General features: G+C 49.8%; 10 protein-coding genes and 2 pseudogenes. 8 read left to right on the top strand and 4 right to left on the bottom strand.

Annotation, left to right across the window (positions count from 1 at the left end):
- The first annotated feature begins 37 nt into the window (after positions 1-37).
- The 6 genes and pseudogenes from aprA (at position 38) to Q9O24_02035 (ending at position 6474) form a co-directional block, all read left to right on the top strand.
- Entirely contained in the window at positions 38-2047 is a 2010-nt protein-coding gene (aprA, locus tag Q9O24_02060; GenBank protein ID MDQ7073945.1) for an adenylyl-sulfate reductase subunit alpha, read from the top strand.
- Between the two features lie 171 nt (positions 2048-2218).
- A complete protein-coding gene (locus Q9O24_02055; GenBank protein MDQ7073944.1) occupies positions 2219-3121 on the top strand; it encodes a YkgJ family cysteine cluster protein in 903 nt (300 codons plus the stop codon).
- Positions 3108-3674: a metallophosphoesterase family protein gene (locus Q9O24_02050; GenBank protein MDQ7073943.1), complete on the top strand. Its 567-nt coding sequence runs from the start codon at positions 3108-3110 to the stop codon at positions 3672-3674. The genes Q9O24_02055 and Q9O24_02050 overlap by 14 nt, the downstream gene beginning before the upstream one ends.
- Positions 3674-4514: pseudogene (gene nadC, locus Q9O24_02045) on the top strand (carboxylating nicotinate-nucleotide diphosphorylase). The gene Q9O24_02050 and the pseudogene nadC overlap by 1 nt, the downstream one beginning before the upstream one ends.
- Positions 4515-4693: 179 nt before the next feature.
- On the top strand, positions 4694-5113 hold the full coding sequence (locus Q9O24_02040) for a hypothetical protein (GenBank protein MDQ7073942.1): 420 nt from the start codon (positions 4694-4696) through the stop codon (positions 5111-5113).
- A 227-nt stretch (positions 5114-5340) separates the two neighbouring features.
- Positions 5341-6474, top strand: a complete 1134-nt coding sequence (locus Q9O24_02035; protein MDQ7073941.1) for an efflux RND transporter periplasmic adaptor subunit — start codon at positions 5341-5343, stop codon at positions 6472-6474.
- Here the strand turns inward: Q9O24_02035 and bioA are convergent.
- Complete coding sequence (gene bioA, locus Q9O24_02030; GenBank protein MDQ7073940.1) at positions 6471-7775, bottom strand: adenosylmethionine--8-amino-7-oxononanoate transaminase; 1305 nt, start codon at positions 7773-7775, stop codon at positions 6471-6473. The genes Q9O24_02035 and bioA overlap by 4 nt on opposite strands.
- A gap of 141 nt (positions 7776-7916) precedes the next feature.
- Between bioA and metH the strand changes: the two genes are divergently transcribed.
- Positions 7917-11609, top strand: a complete 3693-nt coding sequence (gene metH / locus Q9O24_02025) for a methionine synthase (GenBank protein MDQ7073939.1) — start codon at positions 7917-7919, stop codon at positions 11607-11609.
- A gap of 223 nt (positions 11610-11832) precedes the next feature.
- On the opposite strand, the gene Q9O24_02020 is transcribed toward metH, so the two are convergent.
- The 3 genes and pseudogenes from Q9O24_02020 to Q9O24_02010 all read right to left on the bottom strand — a co-directional run bounded on the left by Q9O24_02020 (position 11833) and on the right by Q9O24_02010 (position 14033).
- A complete protein-coding gene (locus tag Q9O24_02020) occupies positions 11833-12096 on the bottom strand; it encodes a Txe/YoeB family addiction module toxin (protein ID MDQ7073938.1) in 264 nt (87 codons plus the stop codon).
- A complete protein-coding gene (locus Q9O24_02015) occupies positions 12093-12335 on the bottom strand; it encodes a type II toxin-antitoxin system Phd/YefM family antitoxin (protein ID MDQ7073937.1) in 243 nt (80 codons plus the stop codon). The genes Q9O24_02020 and Q9O24_02015 overlap by 4 nt, the downstream gene beginning before the upstream one ends.
- Before the next feature lie 161 nt (positions 12336-12496).
- A pseudogene (locus Q9O24_02010) lies at positions 12497-14033 on the bottom strand (ATP-binding protein).
- Between the two features lie 183 nt (positions 14034-14216).
- Here Q9O24_02010 and Q9O24_02005 point away from each other — a divergent pair.
- Positions 14217-14630 carry a hypothetical protein gene (locus tag Q9O24_02005; GenBank protein MDQ7073936.1) on the top strand — a complete coding sequence of 138 codons (414 nt, stop codon included), beginning with the start codon at positions 14217-14219 and terminating at the stop codon, positions 14628-14630.
- Positions 14631-14657: the final 27 nt, after the last annotated feature.

The following is a 14657-nucleotide window of genomic DNA, read 5'->3' as shown; positions in this document are numbered from 1 at the left end:
TGACGCATTTTTTGAAAAAATTTGAGGAATTAGAAGAATGGCTGGTGAATTTGGAAATCCAGAGGTAGTCCAAGAAGAGGTTGATATCCTCATGATTGGTGGTGGCATGGCGTGTTGCGGTGCTGCGTACGAAATCATGCCTTGGGCAAAAAAAGCAAAAGAAGAGCACGGTATTGATCTGAAGATCAAACTGGTTGATAAAGCCGCAATGGATCGTTCTGGTGCGGTTGCCCAGGGTCTCTCTGCGATCAACACCTACATCGGTGCTGAGCAGGATCCTGCGGATTACGCGCGCATGGTCTCTAACGATTTGATGGGGCTGACCCGTGATGATTTAGCCTACGATCTCGGTCGTGTGGTTGATGAATCCGTACATCTGTTTGAAGAATGGGGTCTGCCCATCTGGAAAACCGACGAAAACGGCGAGCGTTTTGACGGCTCTAAAGGCATGACCTCATTGAAAGACGGCGGCAAACCCGTACGTTCTGGTAAATGGCAAATCATGATCAACGGCGAATCCTACAAATGGATCGTTGCTGAAGCTGCGAAAAAATCCCTCGGTATTGACCGCATTGAAGAACGTATCTTCATCGTCAAACTGATCAACGACAAAAACGATCCTAGCCGCATCGCTGGCGCAGTGGGTTTCTCTACTCGTGATCACAAAATCGTGGTTTACAAAGCCAAAGCGATCCTGTTGGCCGCGGGTGGTTGTGTCAACATCTTCCGTCCTCGTTCCGTAGGCGAAGGTCAAGGCCGTGCGTGGTACCCCGTTTGGAATGCAGGTTCTACCTATTCCATGGCTGCCGAAGCCGGTGCTGAATTGACCATGATGGAAAACCGCTTTGTACCCACCCGTTTTAAAGACGGTTACGGTCCTGTTGGCGCGTGGTTCCTGCTCTTCAAAGCCAAAGCAACCAACGCTTTTGGTGAAGTGTACATGGATCGCAACAAAGAGATGCTGAACGACTACCCTCCTTACGGTCAGGCAGCGGTTCCTGCGTCTTGCTTGCGTAACCACTTAATGCTGAAAGAGATGAAAGAAGGTCGTGGTCCCATCTGGATGGACACCGTTACCGCTCTGGCTAACTTGCGCAAAACCTTGTCTCCTCGCGAAGTGAAACATCTGGAAGCAGAAGCGTGGGAAGATTTCCTCGATATGTGTATCGGCCAATGTGGTGTCTGGGTTGGTGAAAACATTGAGCCTGAGAAGAAAAACTCCGAGCTGATGCCTACCGAACCCTACCTGTTGGGTTCTCACTCCGGTTGTTGTGGTATCTGGACCTCTGGTCCTACGGACGTTGGTGCACCCACCACTGAAGAACATGACGAAGCCGACAAAGTGCCAGGCCACCTGCCTTCAGGTTGGAACTGGGGCTACCGTGGTATGACCACCGTCAGTGGTCTGTTCACCGCCGGTGATGGTGTTGGTGCTTCTGGGCATAAGTTCTCCTCTGGCTCTCACGCTGAAGGTCGGATGGCTGCTAAGTCCATGGTCAAGTACTGCATTGACAACCAAGACTTCTCACCTGAGTTGGATACCGACATTGACACCTTGGTTGATGCCATTTATCAACCCGTTCGTACCTTCCTGGAGTTCAAAGACTACAGTACTGCGATCGACGTCAACCCGAACTACATCACCCCTAAAATGTTGCAGTTCCGTCTGCAAAAAATTATGGATGAGTACGTTGCCGGTTGTTCTACTTACTACAACACCAACGCAGAAATGCTGCGGGTTGCTGGTGAGAAGATGGACATGCTGAAGGAAGATGCAGAAAAAATGCGTGCGAAAGATCTGCACGAATTGCTGCGTGCATGGGAAAACTACCATCGCATCCTGACTGCTGAAGCGCACATGAAGCACATCGAGTTCCGTGAAGAGTCACGTTATCCTGGTTTCTACTACCGCATGGATAAAAACTTTGTTGATGAAGAGAACTGGCACTGTTTTGTCAACTCCATCTACAGCAAAGAGACTCAAAAGTGGACGTGTTTCAAGCGCGCTCACGTCGATATTGTTGACAAAGCCAAACTGTTCAAGTAAGTCTACTTAGCAGTTTATTGGTTTGAAAAGTCCGGACACTGAAAGGTGTTCGGATTTTTTCGTTACAGAAAAGCCTAAATATCCGCAATCGGCCTCTGGCAGAGTGACCCCCGAGGCAACATCACATCAGGACCGATTGTCGATATCCGGCCATCAAATAAGGAAACAGACATGAGTACACATAACCCCGTCAACCCAGAAGACATCCCCTTCACCAGCGACATCGTCCCTGAAGTGATGGAGCTGGAGACCGAAATCCAATTTCGCTGCCACAAAGAAATCTCCTGTTTTAACGCCTGTTGTAAACAGGCCGACATCACCTTGGCACCCTACGACATCATCCGCCTGAAACAACGTCTGGACAAAAACTCCAGCGAATTTCTCGCCGACCACACCGTACCCTTTGAGATGGATCGAGACGGCCTACCTGGAGTCAAGCTGAAAACCGACAACGACGGTGCCTGCTCCTTTTTGAATGAAGACGGCTGCACGGTCTACGAAGATCGTCCTGCGGTCTGTCGTTATTACCCCGTCGCCATGCTGGCGATGCACCACAAAGACTCCACCACCGATGAAGCCCATTTCTCACTGGTAAAAGAGTCCCACTGCATGGGGCACAAAGAAGATCGCACCATCACCATTGGCGACTATCGAAAAGAACAAAAAGCAGAAGTTTACGATGAACACAATCGTGGCTGGTTGCAGTTAATGCTGAAAAAACGTTCTGCTGGCCCCAGCATCGGTCGCCCCTCTTCATTGAGCCTGCAACTCTTTTTTATGGCCTCCTATGACATGGATCGCTTTCGTCGTTTTATTGCCAGTGATTCATTCAAAAAGAGCTACGATCTGGCCGACAGCACCTACGAAGCCATCGCCAAAGACGACATCATCGCGATGGAATTCGGTTACCAGTTCTTGCGCCAAATTTTGTTTGCCGAAAAAACCTTGGAAGAACAGAAAGGTGCCTTTGAAAAACGCATTGCAGAACGTAAAGAAATCTTGGAAATGCGCCGAGAAAGCGAAATTGCCGAAGCCCGTAAACGTGAAGAAGAACAACGCCGTGAAGTCACTTAACCAACCCCACTCACAACCGATTTCAGACACATCGGTTGTGGTCGGTATTCTCTCCGACAGCCACGCTCATCTCGATGAACGTATTATCGGAAAGCTGCGCGGTTGTGACTACATTTTGCACGCCGGAGACATCTGTGATGTCACCGTGTTACAACAATTGGCCACGCTCACAGAACGACTGATTGCCGTCACCGGCAACAACGATCTTCCCGGTCGTTGGCCCGAAGCCAATGATGTTGTGGAGCGCCTGCCCAGGGAGGCCAAGCTCACCCTACCAGGCGGTATTTTGGCAATGGAACACGGTCATGTTCACGGACATCACACCCCTTGCCACGATGCGCTGCGTGCCACCCATCCCGAGGCACGCATCGTCATTTACGGCCACACCCACAAACAGGTGATCGACAAAAGCCAAACACCGTGGGTGGTCAACCCAGGCGCATCAGGGCGAGTGCGTACCAACGGCGGTCCCAGCTGCCTGATTCTGACCGCCTCGGAAAAAGAGTGGAACATCGAAACCATCCGTTTTAGCGAAGAGCCCAGACCACACTGATGACTATCTTACCCACCAAACAACTGATCCAGCAGATGGTAAAAAATGCCCTCACCGAAGACATTGGTGACGGCGACCTCAGTGCTCAACTCATCCCCATCGAACAACACGCCAACGCCAGCATCGTCTGTCGCGAGACTGCTGTTTTATGTGGCACTGCTTGGTTTGACGAGGTCTTTCGCCAAATTGATCCCAGCATAAGCATTAAATGGCTCGCTCAAGAAGGCGAGACGCTCAGCGCCAAACAAACACTCTGCACCCTGCACGGCTGCGCTCGCAGCCTGCTCTCAGGGGGAGCGCACGGCACTCAACTTTTTACAGAGCCTCTCCGCCACCGCCAGCAGCGCCCATCGCTACGTCCAAGCGGTGGCGGGTACCGATGTCAAAGTGCTCGACACCCGAAAAACCCTGCCTGGTTGGCGTTTAGCACAAAAATACGCCGTTAAAGTGGGTGGTTGTCACAACCATCGCATCGGCCTCTTCGATGCCTTTCTGATCAAAGAGAATCACATTGCCGCCGCAGGCAGCATCACCACCGCCATTCGCACCGCTCGTCGCATCAATTCTGAAGTACTGCTTGAGGTCGAAGTCGAAAACCTCAATCAACTGCAAGAAGCACTGACAGCTCAGCCTGACCGCATTATGCTGGATAACTTTGATCTGCCTCTGCTCGAACAAGCGGTTAATCTCACCGCAGGCACAATCGATCTGGAAGCCTCCGGCAACATCACCTTGGCCAATATCCGCGCCAAAGCTGAAACGGGCGTTAACTACATCTCCATTGGTGCGCTAACAAAAGACATCAAAGCCATCGATCTCTCCATGCGTTTTAACCCCTAAAACGAGAAAAATAGATCTAAAATCTTTTTTCAATCTATTTTAGAAAACAAGTAAAAAAGAACTTGCTAATATTAGTTATTACTAATAGACTCCATTTCATCGTTTAGGCAGGCACCGCCAACACCCTAAACAAACTCTTTTTTACTTTTTAGATTATTAAACTTTTGGAGATTAACCTGATGAAAACATTGAAAATTATCGCTGCTGCTGCTCTGTTGACCGCTTCTGCTGCTTCTCACGCTTGGTTCGGTCCTTTTGCTAACAACAGCAACTACAACAACAGTAATGGTAACGGTTCTACACAAACTGCTGGTAACGGCACCGGTTCTTTCGGTTTCAGCATGAACGCATCTGCTAAAGCAGACGCCGATACCAAAGGCAACATGGACAGCACCGGTAACAGCACCGACACCAACGGTAACGGCGCTGGAAATGGCACCGGAAACGGTTCTGCTAACGGTTCCGGTTCTTTCGGTTTCAACATGAACGCGTCTGCTAAAGGCAACAGCGATGTGGCCACCAAAACCGACACAACTTCTACCGTAGCCGCTGTTGAGCCTGCTGCTGCTCCCGTAGTTGCTGCTCCTGTTGCTAAGTAAAATTTAGAAGCCTCGGCCTCTAAAACCCAGCTGAAGTCTTTCAGTTGGGTTGTTTTGCCTCCGCATGAACTTTTCTGTTCAATCTCAGTCGGAGTTTTCATACAAGATAGAAAGTTACCTTTTACCTCTCCGTGGATCAACGGCAGGGAGGCCGTACGCCAAGGATGGCATTTTTATTCCACTTTGTTCCATAATAGCCCCTCCTTCTTTCTGCAAGTCCTCTTTCCATGAAGCTGCTCAAAATCGCCTTACCCATTCTGTTACTGATTGTTGCCGCCTTTGCCAGCAAACTGCTAATCAATTCCGGCCAAAAAATCGAAGCCAAAACCAAAGAAAGCTACACACCTGTGGTGCGCGTACTCAGCGCACAAAACCAAAACTATCAACTCTATTTGCACTCCCAAGGCAGTGTCAGACCACAACAAGAAAGTGAACTGATCGCTGAAGTAACCGGAAAAGTCCGCTCCCTCGCGCCGCAATTTGCTGTCGGTGGTTTTTTCAAACAGGGCGAATTGCTGCTCTCACTGGAGCAATCCGACTACGATCTGCAAGTACAACGGGCTGAAGCTGTGGTGACTCAGGCCAAACAACGCTACCTGCTGAGTAAAACCAACAGCGAACAAGCGCTGTTTGATTGGCAACAACTGGGCAAAAAAGGCCAAGCCAGCCCGCTGCTACTGAAAAAACCACAATTAATCGAAGCCAAAGCCAAGTTGTCGGCCAGTAAAGTGGATCTCGCGCTGGCAAGGCTTAACCTCGAACGCACCGAGATCCATGCGCCTTACGACGGCTACTTGAAAACAAAGCAGGCCGATCTCGGCCTCTACCTGCGCGCAGGCAGCTCCATCGGTCGCTTCTACAGCCTCGACAAAGTCGAAATTCGTCTGCCCTTGCATCAGCAACAGTTGGCCTTTTTAGAGCAAAATCCGCATCAAGCACTCAGCAAGCCCATTGCCGTTGAACTCAAACAACAGCAACAACGCTGGCAGGGTCTGATTCAACGCAGCGAACAGATCATCGACTCCCAAACACGAATGCACTATCTGGTTGCCGAAGTCGATAACAGCCACTCAGATGCTCAGCCCCAACTGACCCCAGGCCAATTTGTCCAAGCCCGCATCGAAGGCAAACAGCTCAAGAACGTTTTTGTCCTGCCCCGCAACGCGCTGCGCGGCCAAGATCAGCTCTGGATCATCGACGCACACCAACGTCTGCATCTGCGCTCCGTTGACGTGGCACGGCTGGAAAACAACGTGGTCATTATCAGCAAAGGTCTAAAAAATGGCGAACAGGTCTGTCTCTCAAAACTGGAAGTGGTGGTCGAAAATATGCGCGTCACGATTGCCAACAAACAGCCTTAATCACCCAGCGTTGAAACCACACGACAAACCGCCGCAGTCAACTGCGCCAACTCGGCTGTGGAGATAATGTAAGGCGGCATCAGATAAACCAATTTGCCAAAGGGTCGCACCCAAACACCCGCCTCAACAAACTGCTGCTGAATCGTGGCCATATTGACTGGCTGCTGCAACTCCACCACCCCAATCGCCCCCAACACCCGCACCTCGGCAACCCACGGCCACGGCTCACAGGCAGCCAAACCTACTTTTAGCCCCGCTTCAATGGCCTGCACCTGCACCTGCCACTGCGCCGTCGATAAAATCTCCAAACTGGCCAAACCCGCTGCACAAGCCAAGGGGTTGGCCATAAAGGTCGGGCCGTGCATAAACAACCCAGGATCACCGCCATCAATCACCTCACTCACCTCACAGGTGGTCAAGGTGGCAGCCAAGCTCAAATAACCACCGGTCAAGGCCTTACCCACACAGAGAATATCGGCACTGATTTGAGCGTGTTCAGAGGCAAACAGTTTGCCCGTGCGACCAAAACCGGTGGCGATTTCGTCCACAATCAGCAACACCCCCAGCTCATCGCACAAGCCTCGCACCCGACGCAGGTAGTCTGGAGAATAGAAACGCATCCCCCCCGCACCCTGCACCACCGGCTCAAGAATCACCGCCGCCAATTCGTGTCGATGCAGCTCCATCAAGGTTTTTATCGAGTGCAGATCGTCATCTGTACATGGCTGCTCAAAACCACATTGAGGCGCTTCGGCAAACACCTGTTTGGGCAACACCTCACCAAACAGCGAATGCATTCCCGTCACCGGATCGCAGACCGACATGCAGTGAAACGTGTCACCGTGATAGGCTTGACGCAGGGCAAGAAAACGCCGCTTTTGAGCATGGCCTTTGGCGACCCAATATTGCATCGCCATCTTCAACGCCACCTCCACCGCCACCGATCCCGAATCAGCAAAAAAGACCCGCTGCAACGGCTCAGGAGTCAGCTGCACCAACCGTTCAGCCAGCTCGATGGCCGCCGGATGGGTCAAGCCACCAAACATCACATGCGCCATATCCTCCAGCTGCGCCTGCACCACATGATTCATATGCGGATGGTTGTAGCCGTGAATCGCACACCACCAAGAGGACATGCCATCAATCAGCCGTCGCCCATCGGCCAGCCGCAAATAAACCCCCTCCGCCGACACCACTGGAAACAGCGGTTGCTCGCTCTGCATCGCCGAATAAGGGTGCCAAACCACCGCCCGATCTCGTTTCACCAGCTCTGCTGATAATTTTGTTTCACGCTTTGGCACAGCGGCACCCTCAGGTTTGCGATAAAATCAGTATTTTACTCCGTAAACTCACAAAGAGCTGCTATTGATCCGCAAACCAGACTTGCCCGCCTCATGTTAGAATCTGCGCCTATTTTTCAGCGGCACGGCACGAGGCTCAGCATGTACACCACCCCCAGCAGTAAATTTCTTCTCAGCGCACTTCAAGAACGTATTTTGATTCTGGATGGTGCGATGGGCACCATGATCCAACGCTACAAATTGGAAGAAGAAGACTACCGTGGCGAACGTTTTGCCGATTGGCCCAGCCCCCTCAAAGGCATGAACGATCTGCTGGTACTGACCAAACCCGAGCTGATCCGCGAGATTCACGAGCAGTACCTTGAAGCCGGTGCTGACATCATCGAAACGAATAACTTTGGTGCCACCGCCAAAGATCTGGAGCGTTTTGGTCTGCAAGAGCACGCCTATGAGATCAACCTCGTCTCGGCGCAGCTCTGCCGTGCAGCGGCGGACAAATACAGCACCCCTGACAAACCGCGTTTTGTCGCTGGGGTGCTCGGACCGACACAAAAAACCGCCTCTATGTCTGTAGATGTCAATGACCCTGGGGCGCGCAGCGTCAATTTTGATGAGCTGGTGGCCGATTACACCACCGCCATTCACGCTCTGATCGAAGGTCAGGTGGACATTCTGCTGATCGAAACCATCTTCGATACCCTCAACGCCAAAGCCGCCGTCTTTGCCTGCGAGCGCCTTTTTGCTGAACAGAACATTCGCATTCCGGTGATGATCTCCGGCACCATCACCGATGCCTCTGGGCGCACCCTCTCTGGCCAGACCAGCGAAGCCTTTTATAACAGCTTGCGTCACGCCAAGCCCCTCTCCATCGGCCTCAACTGCGCTCTGGGCCCCGATGAGTTGCGCCAGTATGTGGAAGAGATCTCGCGCATCAGTGAGTTTCGGGTCAATGTGCATCCCAACGCCGGTCTGCCCAACGAATTTGGCGAGTACGATCTGCCCCCAGAAAACATGGCGGAGCAGATCGGCGAATGGGCGAGCAGCGGCTTTTTAAACATCGTCGGTGGCTGCTGCGGCACCAGCCCCGACTACATCCGCGCCATCGCCGAAGCGGTGAAAAACACTCCGCCGCGTGTGCTGCCCAAAATCGACAACGTTTGCCGCCTCTCCGGTCAAGAACCGCTCAATCTGGAAAAAGCCCTTAATTTTATCAACATCGGTGAACGCGCCAACATCACCGGCTCGGCCAAATTCAAGCGCCTGATCCTCAACGAAGAGTACGAAGAGGCGCTCGACATCTGCCGCACCCAGGTGGAAAACGGCGCGCAGATCGTCGATGTGAACATGGATGAAGGCATGTTGGACGGCGTGGTCGCCATGCGGCGTTTTCTCAACCTCTGCGCCGCCGAACCGGAGATCACCAAAGTCCCCTTTATGATCGACTCCTCCAAATGGGAGATCATTGAAGCGGGGCTAAAATGCGTGCAGGGCAAAGCCATCGTCAACTCCATCTCCCTCAAAGAGGGTGAAGCGGCCTTTATTGAACGCGCCCGCCTCTGCCAGCGTTACGGAGCCGCCATCATCGTCATGGCCTTTGATGAACAGGGGCAAGCGGACAATCTGGCACGTCGCCAAGAGATCTGCGGTCGCGCCTATCGCATCCTCACCGAAGAGGTTGGTTTCAACGCCGAAGACATTATTTTTGATCCGAACATCCTCACCGTCGCCACCGGCATCGACGAACACAACAACTACGGCGTGGACTTCATCAACGCCGCCCGCTGGATCAAACAAAACCTGCCTTATGCGATGGTCAGTGGCGGGGTTTCCAATGTCTCCTTCTCCTTCCGAGGCAACAATCCGGTGCGTGAAGCGATTCATTCGGTGTTTCTCTACCACGCCATTCAAGCCGGTCTTGATATGGGCATCGTCAACGCCGGTCAGTTGGTGGTTTACGACGACATCCCCGCCGAGCTGCGCGAGGCCGTTGAAAATGTGCTGCTGAACAAAAACAGTGAGGCCACCGAGAAGCTGGTGGATCTGGCACCCAACTACAAAGGCGATGGCAGCGTTCGGGAGAACAAAGCCGATCTGACTTGGCGTGAACTGCCGGTGCGCAAACGCCTCGCCCACTCGCTGGTAAAAGGCATCACCGAGTTTATTATCGAAGACACCGAAGAGGTGCGCCTCGACTCAGAAAAAACCCTGCATGTGATCGAAGGCCCCTTGATGGACGGCATGAACATCGTCGGCGATCTGTTTGGAGCCGGTAAAATGTTTCTGCCCCAAGTGGTCAAATCGGCGCGGGTAATGAAAAAAGCCGTCGCCTATCTGGAACCCTACCTTGAAGCGGAAAAAGCCGATGCCGCCGCCAGCAGCCGAGGCAAGATTTTGCTCGCCACGGTGAAAGGCGATGTGCACGACATCGGCAAAAACATCGTCGGCGTGGTGTTGCAGTGCAACAACTACGAGGTGATTGACCTTGGGGTGATGATCCCCGCCGAGGAGATCCTCAACGCCGCCGAAGAGCGGCAGGTGGACATCGTTGGCCTCTCGGGGCTGATCACCCCCTCACTGGATGAGATGGTGCATGTGGCCAAAGAGATGCAGCGCAGAGGCATGAAACAGCCACTGCTGATCGGCGGAGCCACCACCTCCAAAGCGCACACAGCGGTCAAGATTGATCCCGCTTACAACAACCCAGTGATCTACGTGCCCGACGCTTCCCGTGCCGTTGGTGTGGCCAGCAACCTGCTCTCTGAGACCAAGTGCGACCCCTATCTGGCCGAGATCAAAACCGACTACGACGAGGTGCGTCTGCGCCGTGCGAATAAAAACGAAGCGCGTAACCTGATCCCGCTGGCAAAAGCGCAAGCCAACCCAACCCCGATTGATTGGCCAACCTATCAACCCAAACAGCCGCAGAAATTGGGCATCACGGTGTTGAACGACATCGACCTGAATGAGATTGTGCCGCTGATTGATTGGACGTTTTTCTTCCATGCGTGGCAACTGCGTGGGCGTTTCCCCGCCATTTTGAAAGACGCTGAGAAAGGCGACGCAGCCACCAAACTCTACGCCGATGCCACCGAGATGCTGCAACAGATCATTGATGAAAAGTGGCTCACCGCGCGTGCCGTAGTCGGCCTGTTCCCCGCCAACGCCGTCGGCGATGACATCGAAATCTACAGCGACGACACACGTCAAACCACTCAGCTCACCTTTCACAATCTACGCAAACAGGGCAAGCAGCCCAAGGGCAAATACAACGAATGTCTGGCGGACTTTGTCGCCCCTAAAGCCAGCGGCGTGGCCGACTATTTAGGCTCTTTTGCCTGCACCGCTGGCGAGGGCATTGATGCCAAAATTACCGAGTTCGATCAAGATCACGACGACTACAGCTCACTGATGCTGAAAGCCTTGGCGGATCGTCTTGCCGAGGCGCTCACCGAGTGGCTGCATCACCAAGTCCGCACCGAGCTGTGGGGCTACGCCAGCGACGAACAGCTCAACAACGACGAACTGATCTCCGAGCAGTATCGCGGCATCCGTCCGGCGATGGGCTATCCCGCCAGCCCCGATCACACGGAAAAAGATCTGCTCTGGCAGTTGCTCGATGCCGAGGCCAATACGGGCATCTGGCTGACGGAATCGAAAGCGATGGTACCCACCGCCGCCGTCAGTGGTCTCTACTTCGCCCATCCACAAGCGCGTTATTTTGCCGTGGGCAAACTCAACCGCGATCAGGTGGAGGATTACGCAGCGCGTAAGGGGATGGAGTTGAATGTGATCGAGCGTTGGTTGTCGCCTAATTTGGCCTATGAGCCGGAGTAGCGGCGCTGATACCACAGCCGAGTATTTTTTAACTTAACCGCGAATAGCCTCCTGTGAATGTGGAGGTACCGTAACTCAGGCGTTCTGGGATGTTTAGGTGGGGTTTATTGAGCGCTTACCAATAGCGTGTAATAACTCAACCGACGGGCTTGCCCAACAAACGGTTCAGGTTGTGGACTCACGCTGCGCGTGAATCACGATCTAACCTTATTCGCTAGACTTTTTATTCATAGTGCGTCCAGAGCCTGATAATTTTAATGGCCCTCTCCTTTTCGTATATTTGATATACGAGCCTATGTTGAATGTTGATACGGCGTGAATAAGCACCTGACAAATCACCAATCAATTTTTCATACGGTGGTGGATTTTGGTAAGGGTCTTTTTGAATGATATCTAATAGTTTTTTTGCTTTATTTTTTAGCCCAGAAGACGCTAGTTTTTTAGCATCCTTTTGAGCTTGTTTTGTATACACAACCTCCCAAGTCACCAATCAAGCTCCTTGGAGCTTTCAGATAGATCTTGTTTCAATCCTTCCTGGATAGACTCTCTCATTCCCGGTACTGATAGTAGATGAAAGGTTTCAGATATCGCATTCCAATCGTCTTCTGAGACTAGCACTGCATTGCCTCTTTTTCCTGTAATTACAATAGGTTGGTGGGTTTCAGTGGCCTCATCTATAAGGCTATACAGCTTTGACCTAGCCTCAGTAGCATTTAGTATCGTCATGATTATTTACCTCTTTATTGGGCGTACGCTAATACGCACGTAAAATCAAGTTTTTTAAACATAACGCCTAGCATCACCGGCTGCCGAATGTGGTGTTGCTGTAGCGTAGCGAAAGCCGCGCCGCTTTTGGCAGCCCGCGTGTATGCTTTTGTTAGGTGCTTTCACTCGCCTTGCCCTTGAGATTGAATAAATACTCTCATATCGCCAATAGACTCTTGTAGTTGTTCGTCTGTAAACCGCTCATTAAGAGTGTTTTCAGGATGGTGTATTTGATGGCGAATATATTCACTAATAATTTTTTGTTCGTCTCGCCTATTACCATTACGCATAATTTTGATATAGGTGATTTTTTTGCTTACCATTTTTATATTTAGTTAATAGTTCTTCACTTTCTATAAATCCATATAGCTCATTATGATACTCATCGTTTGACTCTCCAAATGCCAAAAAATTAACTTCATTTAGTGAAGGATACGGTAATTCGTTGCGTCGAACATTGACAACTTCTTTATTGGGTTCATTTTTTATTAGCTTGATATGATCAAACTCTAATAATCTGACTATTGAAGGGCTATGCGTTGTTAATAGTATTTGCGTATTATCCGATTGAGATAATTCAACAAATGCCTCTATAAGCTTTCTCTGATGGTTCGGGTGCTGGGATGTTTCTGGCTCTTCAATAGCATAAATTATACTAGGGACATTGTTTTCATTTTGTCTTCGCTCAGCTTCAGCCCTAAAAAAATTCAAAAGAATTAATCTCTTAACTCCGCTACCTCTCTTATTAATTGGTATATCTTCGTCACCTGTTATCGAAACACTTTTAAACACATCAATCCATTTGAGACTGTCAGGAGTGGGGATTACAGGTGTTAAGCTATCCGCTATTTCAGGGTTCATTTCATTAAGTTTTTCTAGCGTTTTACCTACAACCTTTTTTAGTTTTGCTTCCACTTCACTTGCAACGTTATTTAGGCTATCCATTAACCTTTGGTCTTTCAGAATTTCCTGAACAGCCAATTTCATTGGGTTTTGTACTTCACTATCTCCATCACTGTTCTTTCTATCGGATTGAAATAGCGAATACAAAGGCATATAGCTTTTTAATTGAGTCCAAGTATTTTTTGCATCTTCTTTTGCTAACTCAATTTCAACTTCTTCTAATTGCAAATTATCCGAATAATGATTCCATATAGATTTACGTATTTCTGCATTTTTTGTTTTATCTTCACAATTGATATCATTTGCCGTTAATATCTTTTTTAAATCTGCATTCTTTTTTAAAAGCAAGCCAGCGCAATCAGGGTTTGCTGGGTGATGAGCTTTAATAAATATTTTCTCTTTTCCAGCGTTTGGGTATTTTTTGGTTATTTCTAAACACCCTTTTTCAGTTAATAGATACTCATCAGCTAAGCTTGTTGGATTTGTTGCATCAATCGTTAAAGTATTAGGCAGATTGCTAAAAACCAAACTAATTCTTATTTCCGCATCACCTTCATTTTTAGATTTTTTGTTTACGTCATCTTTATCAAGTTTGATTACGCCCTTATTTTCATTAAAGAAAATATCAAGTGCTTCTAAAACCGTTGATTTACCAATATCATTCTTACCCACAAAGACATTTAAATCATCGAGATCAATAACTATTTCGTCTTGATATGATCGAAAATTTGCTATTTTAATTTTATCAATCTTCATTCTTTGTAATGTCCTATATTTCTTCCACCGGTCTTCATGTTCTTTGCACCTAACAAGTGATTATGCAGACCTGTATATCTTACTGTCTTTACTTCCTTTGACAAACCAAACTCCCTTTACTAAAGATATTCTAACTGCATATCACCCCAAAAATTCAAGCTATACAGATATGGATATCACCCTATGATCACAATCAGCGACAACCTTACCCGCCACTACGATAGGCTACTGAATCAACATCCCATTGTTCAAAACCAACAGCCTTATTACAGAAAGTGGCTTCGCTTTTACTTAGACTTTTGCCACAAATACGCATTCGACCCAAACAATCGTGACAGCTTCGCCCCATTCAACAAGAAGTTGCAGAAAAGGGGGCAGTCCGAACAGTTACGTCAACAAGCCCATCATGCCATCGCCCTCTACTTTAAAACAATTTCAAAACCTAAGATCCAAGCAGCGCAAACTGTCCATACACCGCTCAAACGAATCAATCAAGCTACTGAGGCAGAAAAAAACCGCAATGGGAAATCAGCTACCCTCATTCAATCTTTACCGATGACACACGATAATAAACCTCCACTTCCTCACCATCAATAGGTTACTTCCTCTCATCTGCAACAAATT

This window comes from Gammaproteobacteria bacterium (assembly GCA_030949385.1).
GTDB lineage: Bacteria > Pseudomonadota > Gammaproteobacteria > JAUZRS01 > JAUZRS01 > JAUZRS01.
This window is presented reverse-complemented; position numbering and strand designations above follow the sequence as displayed.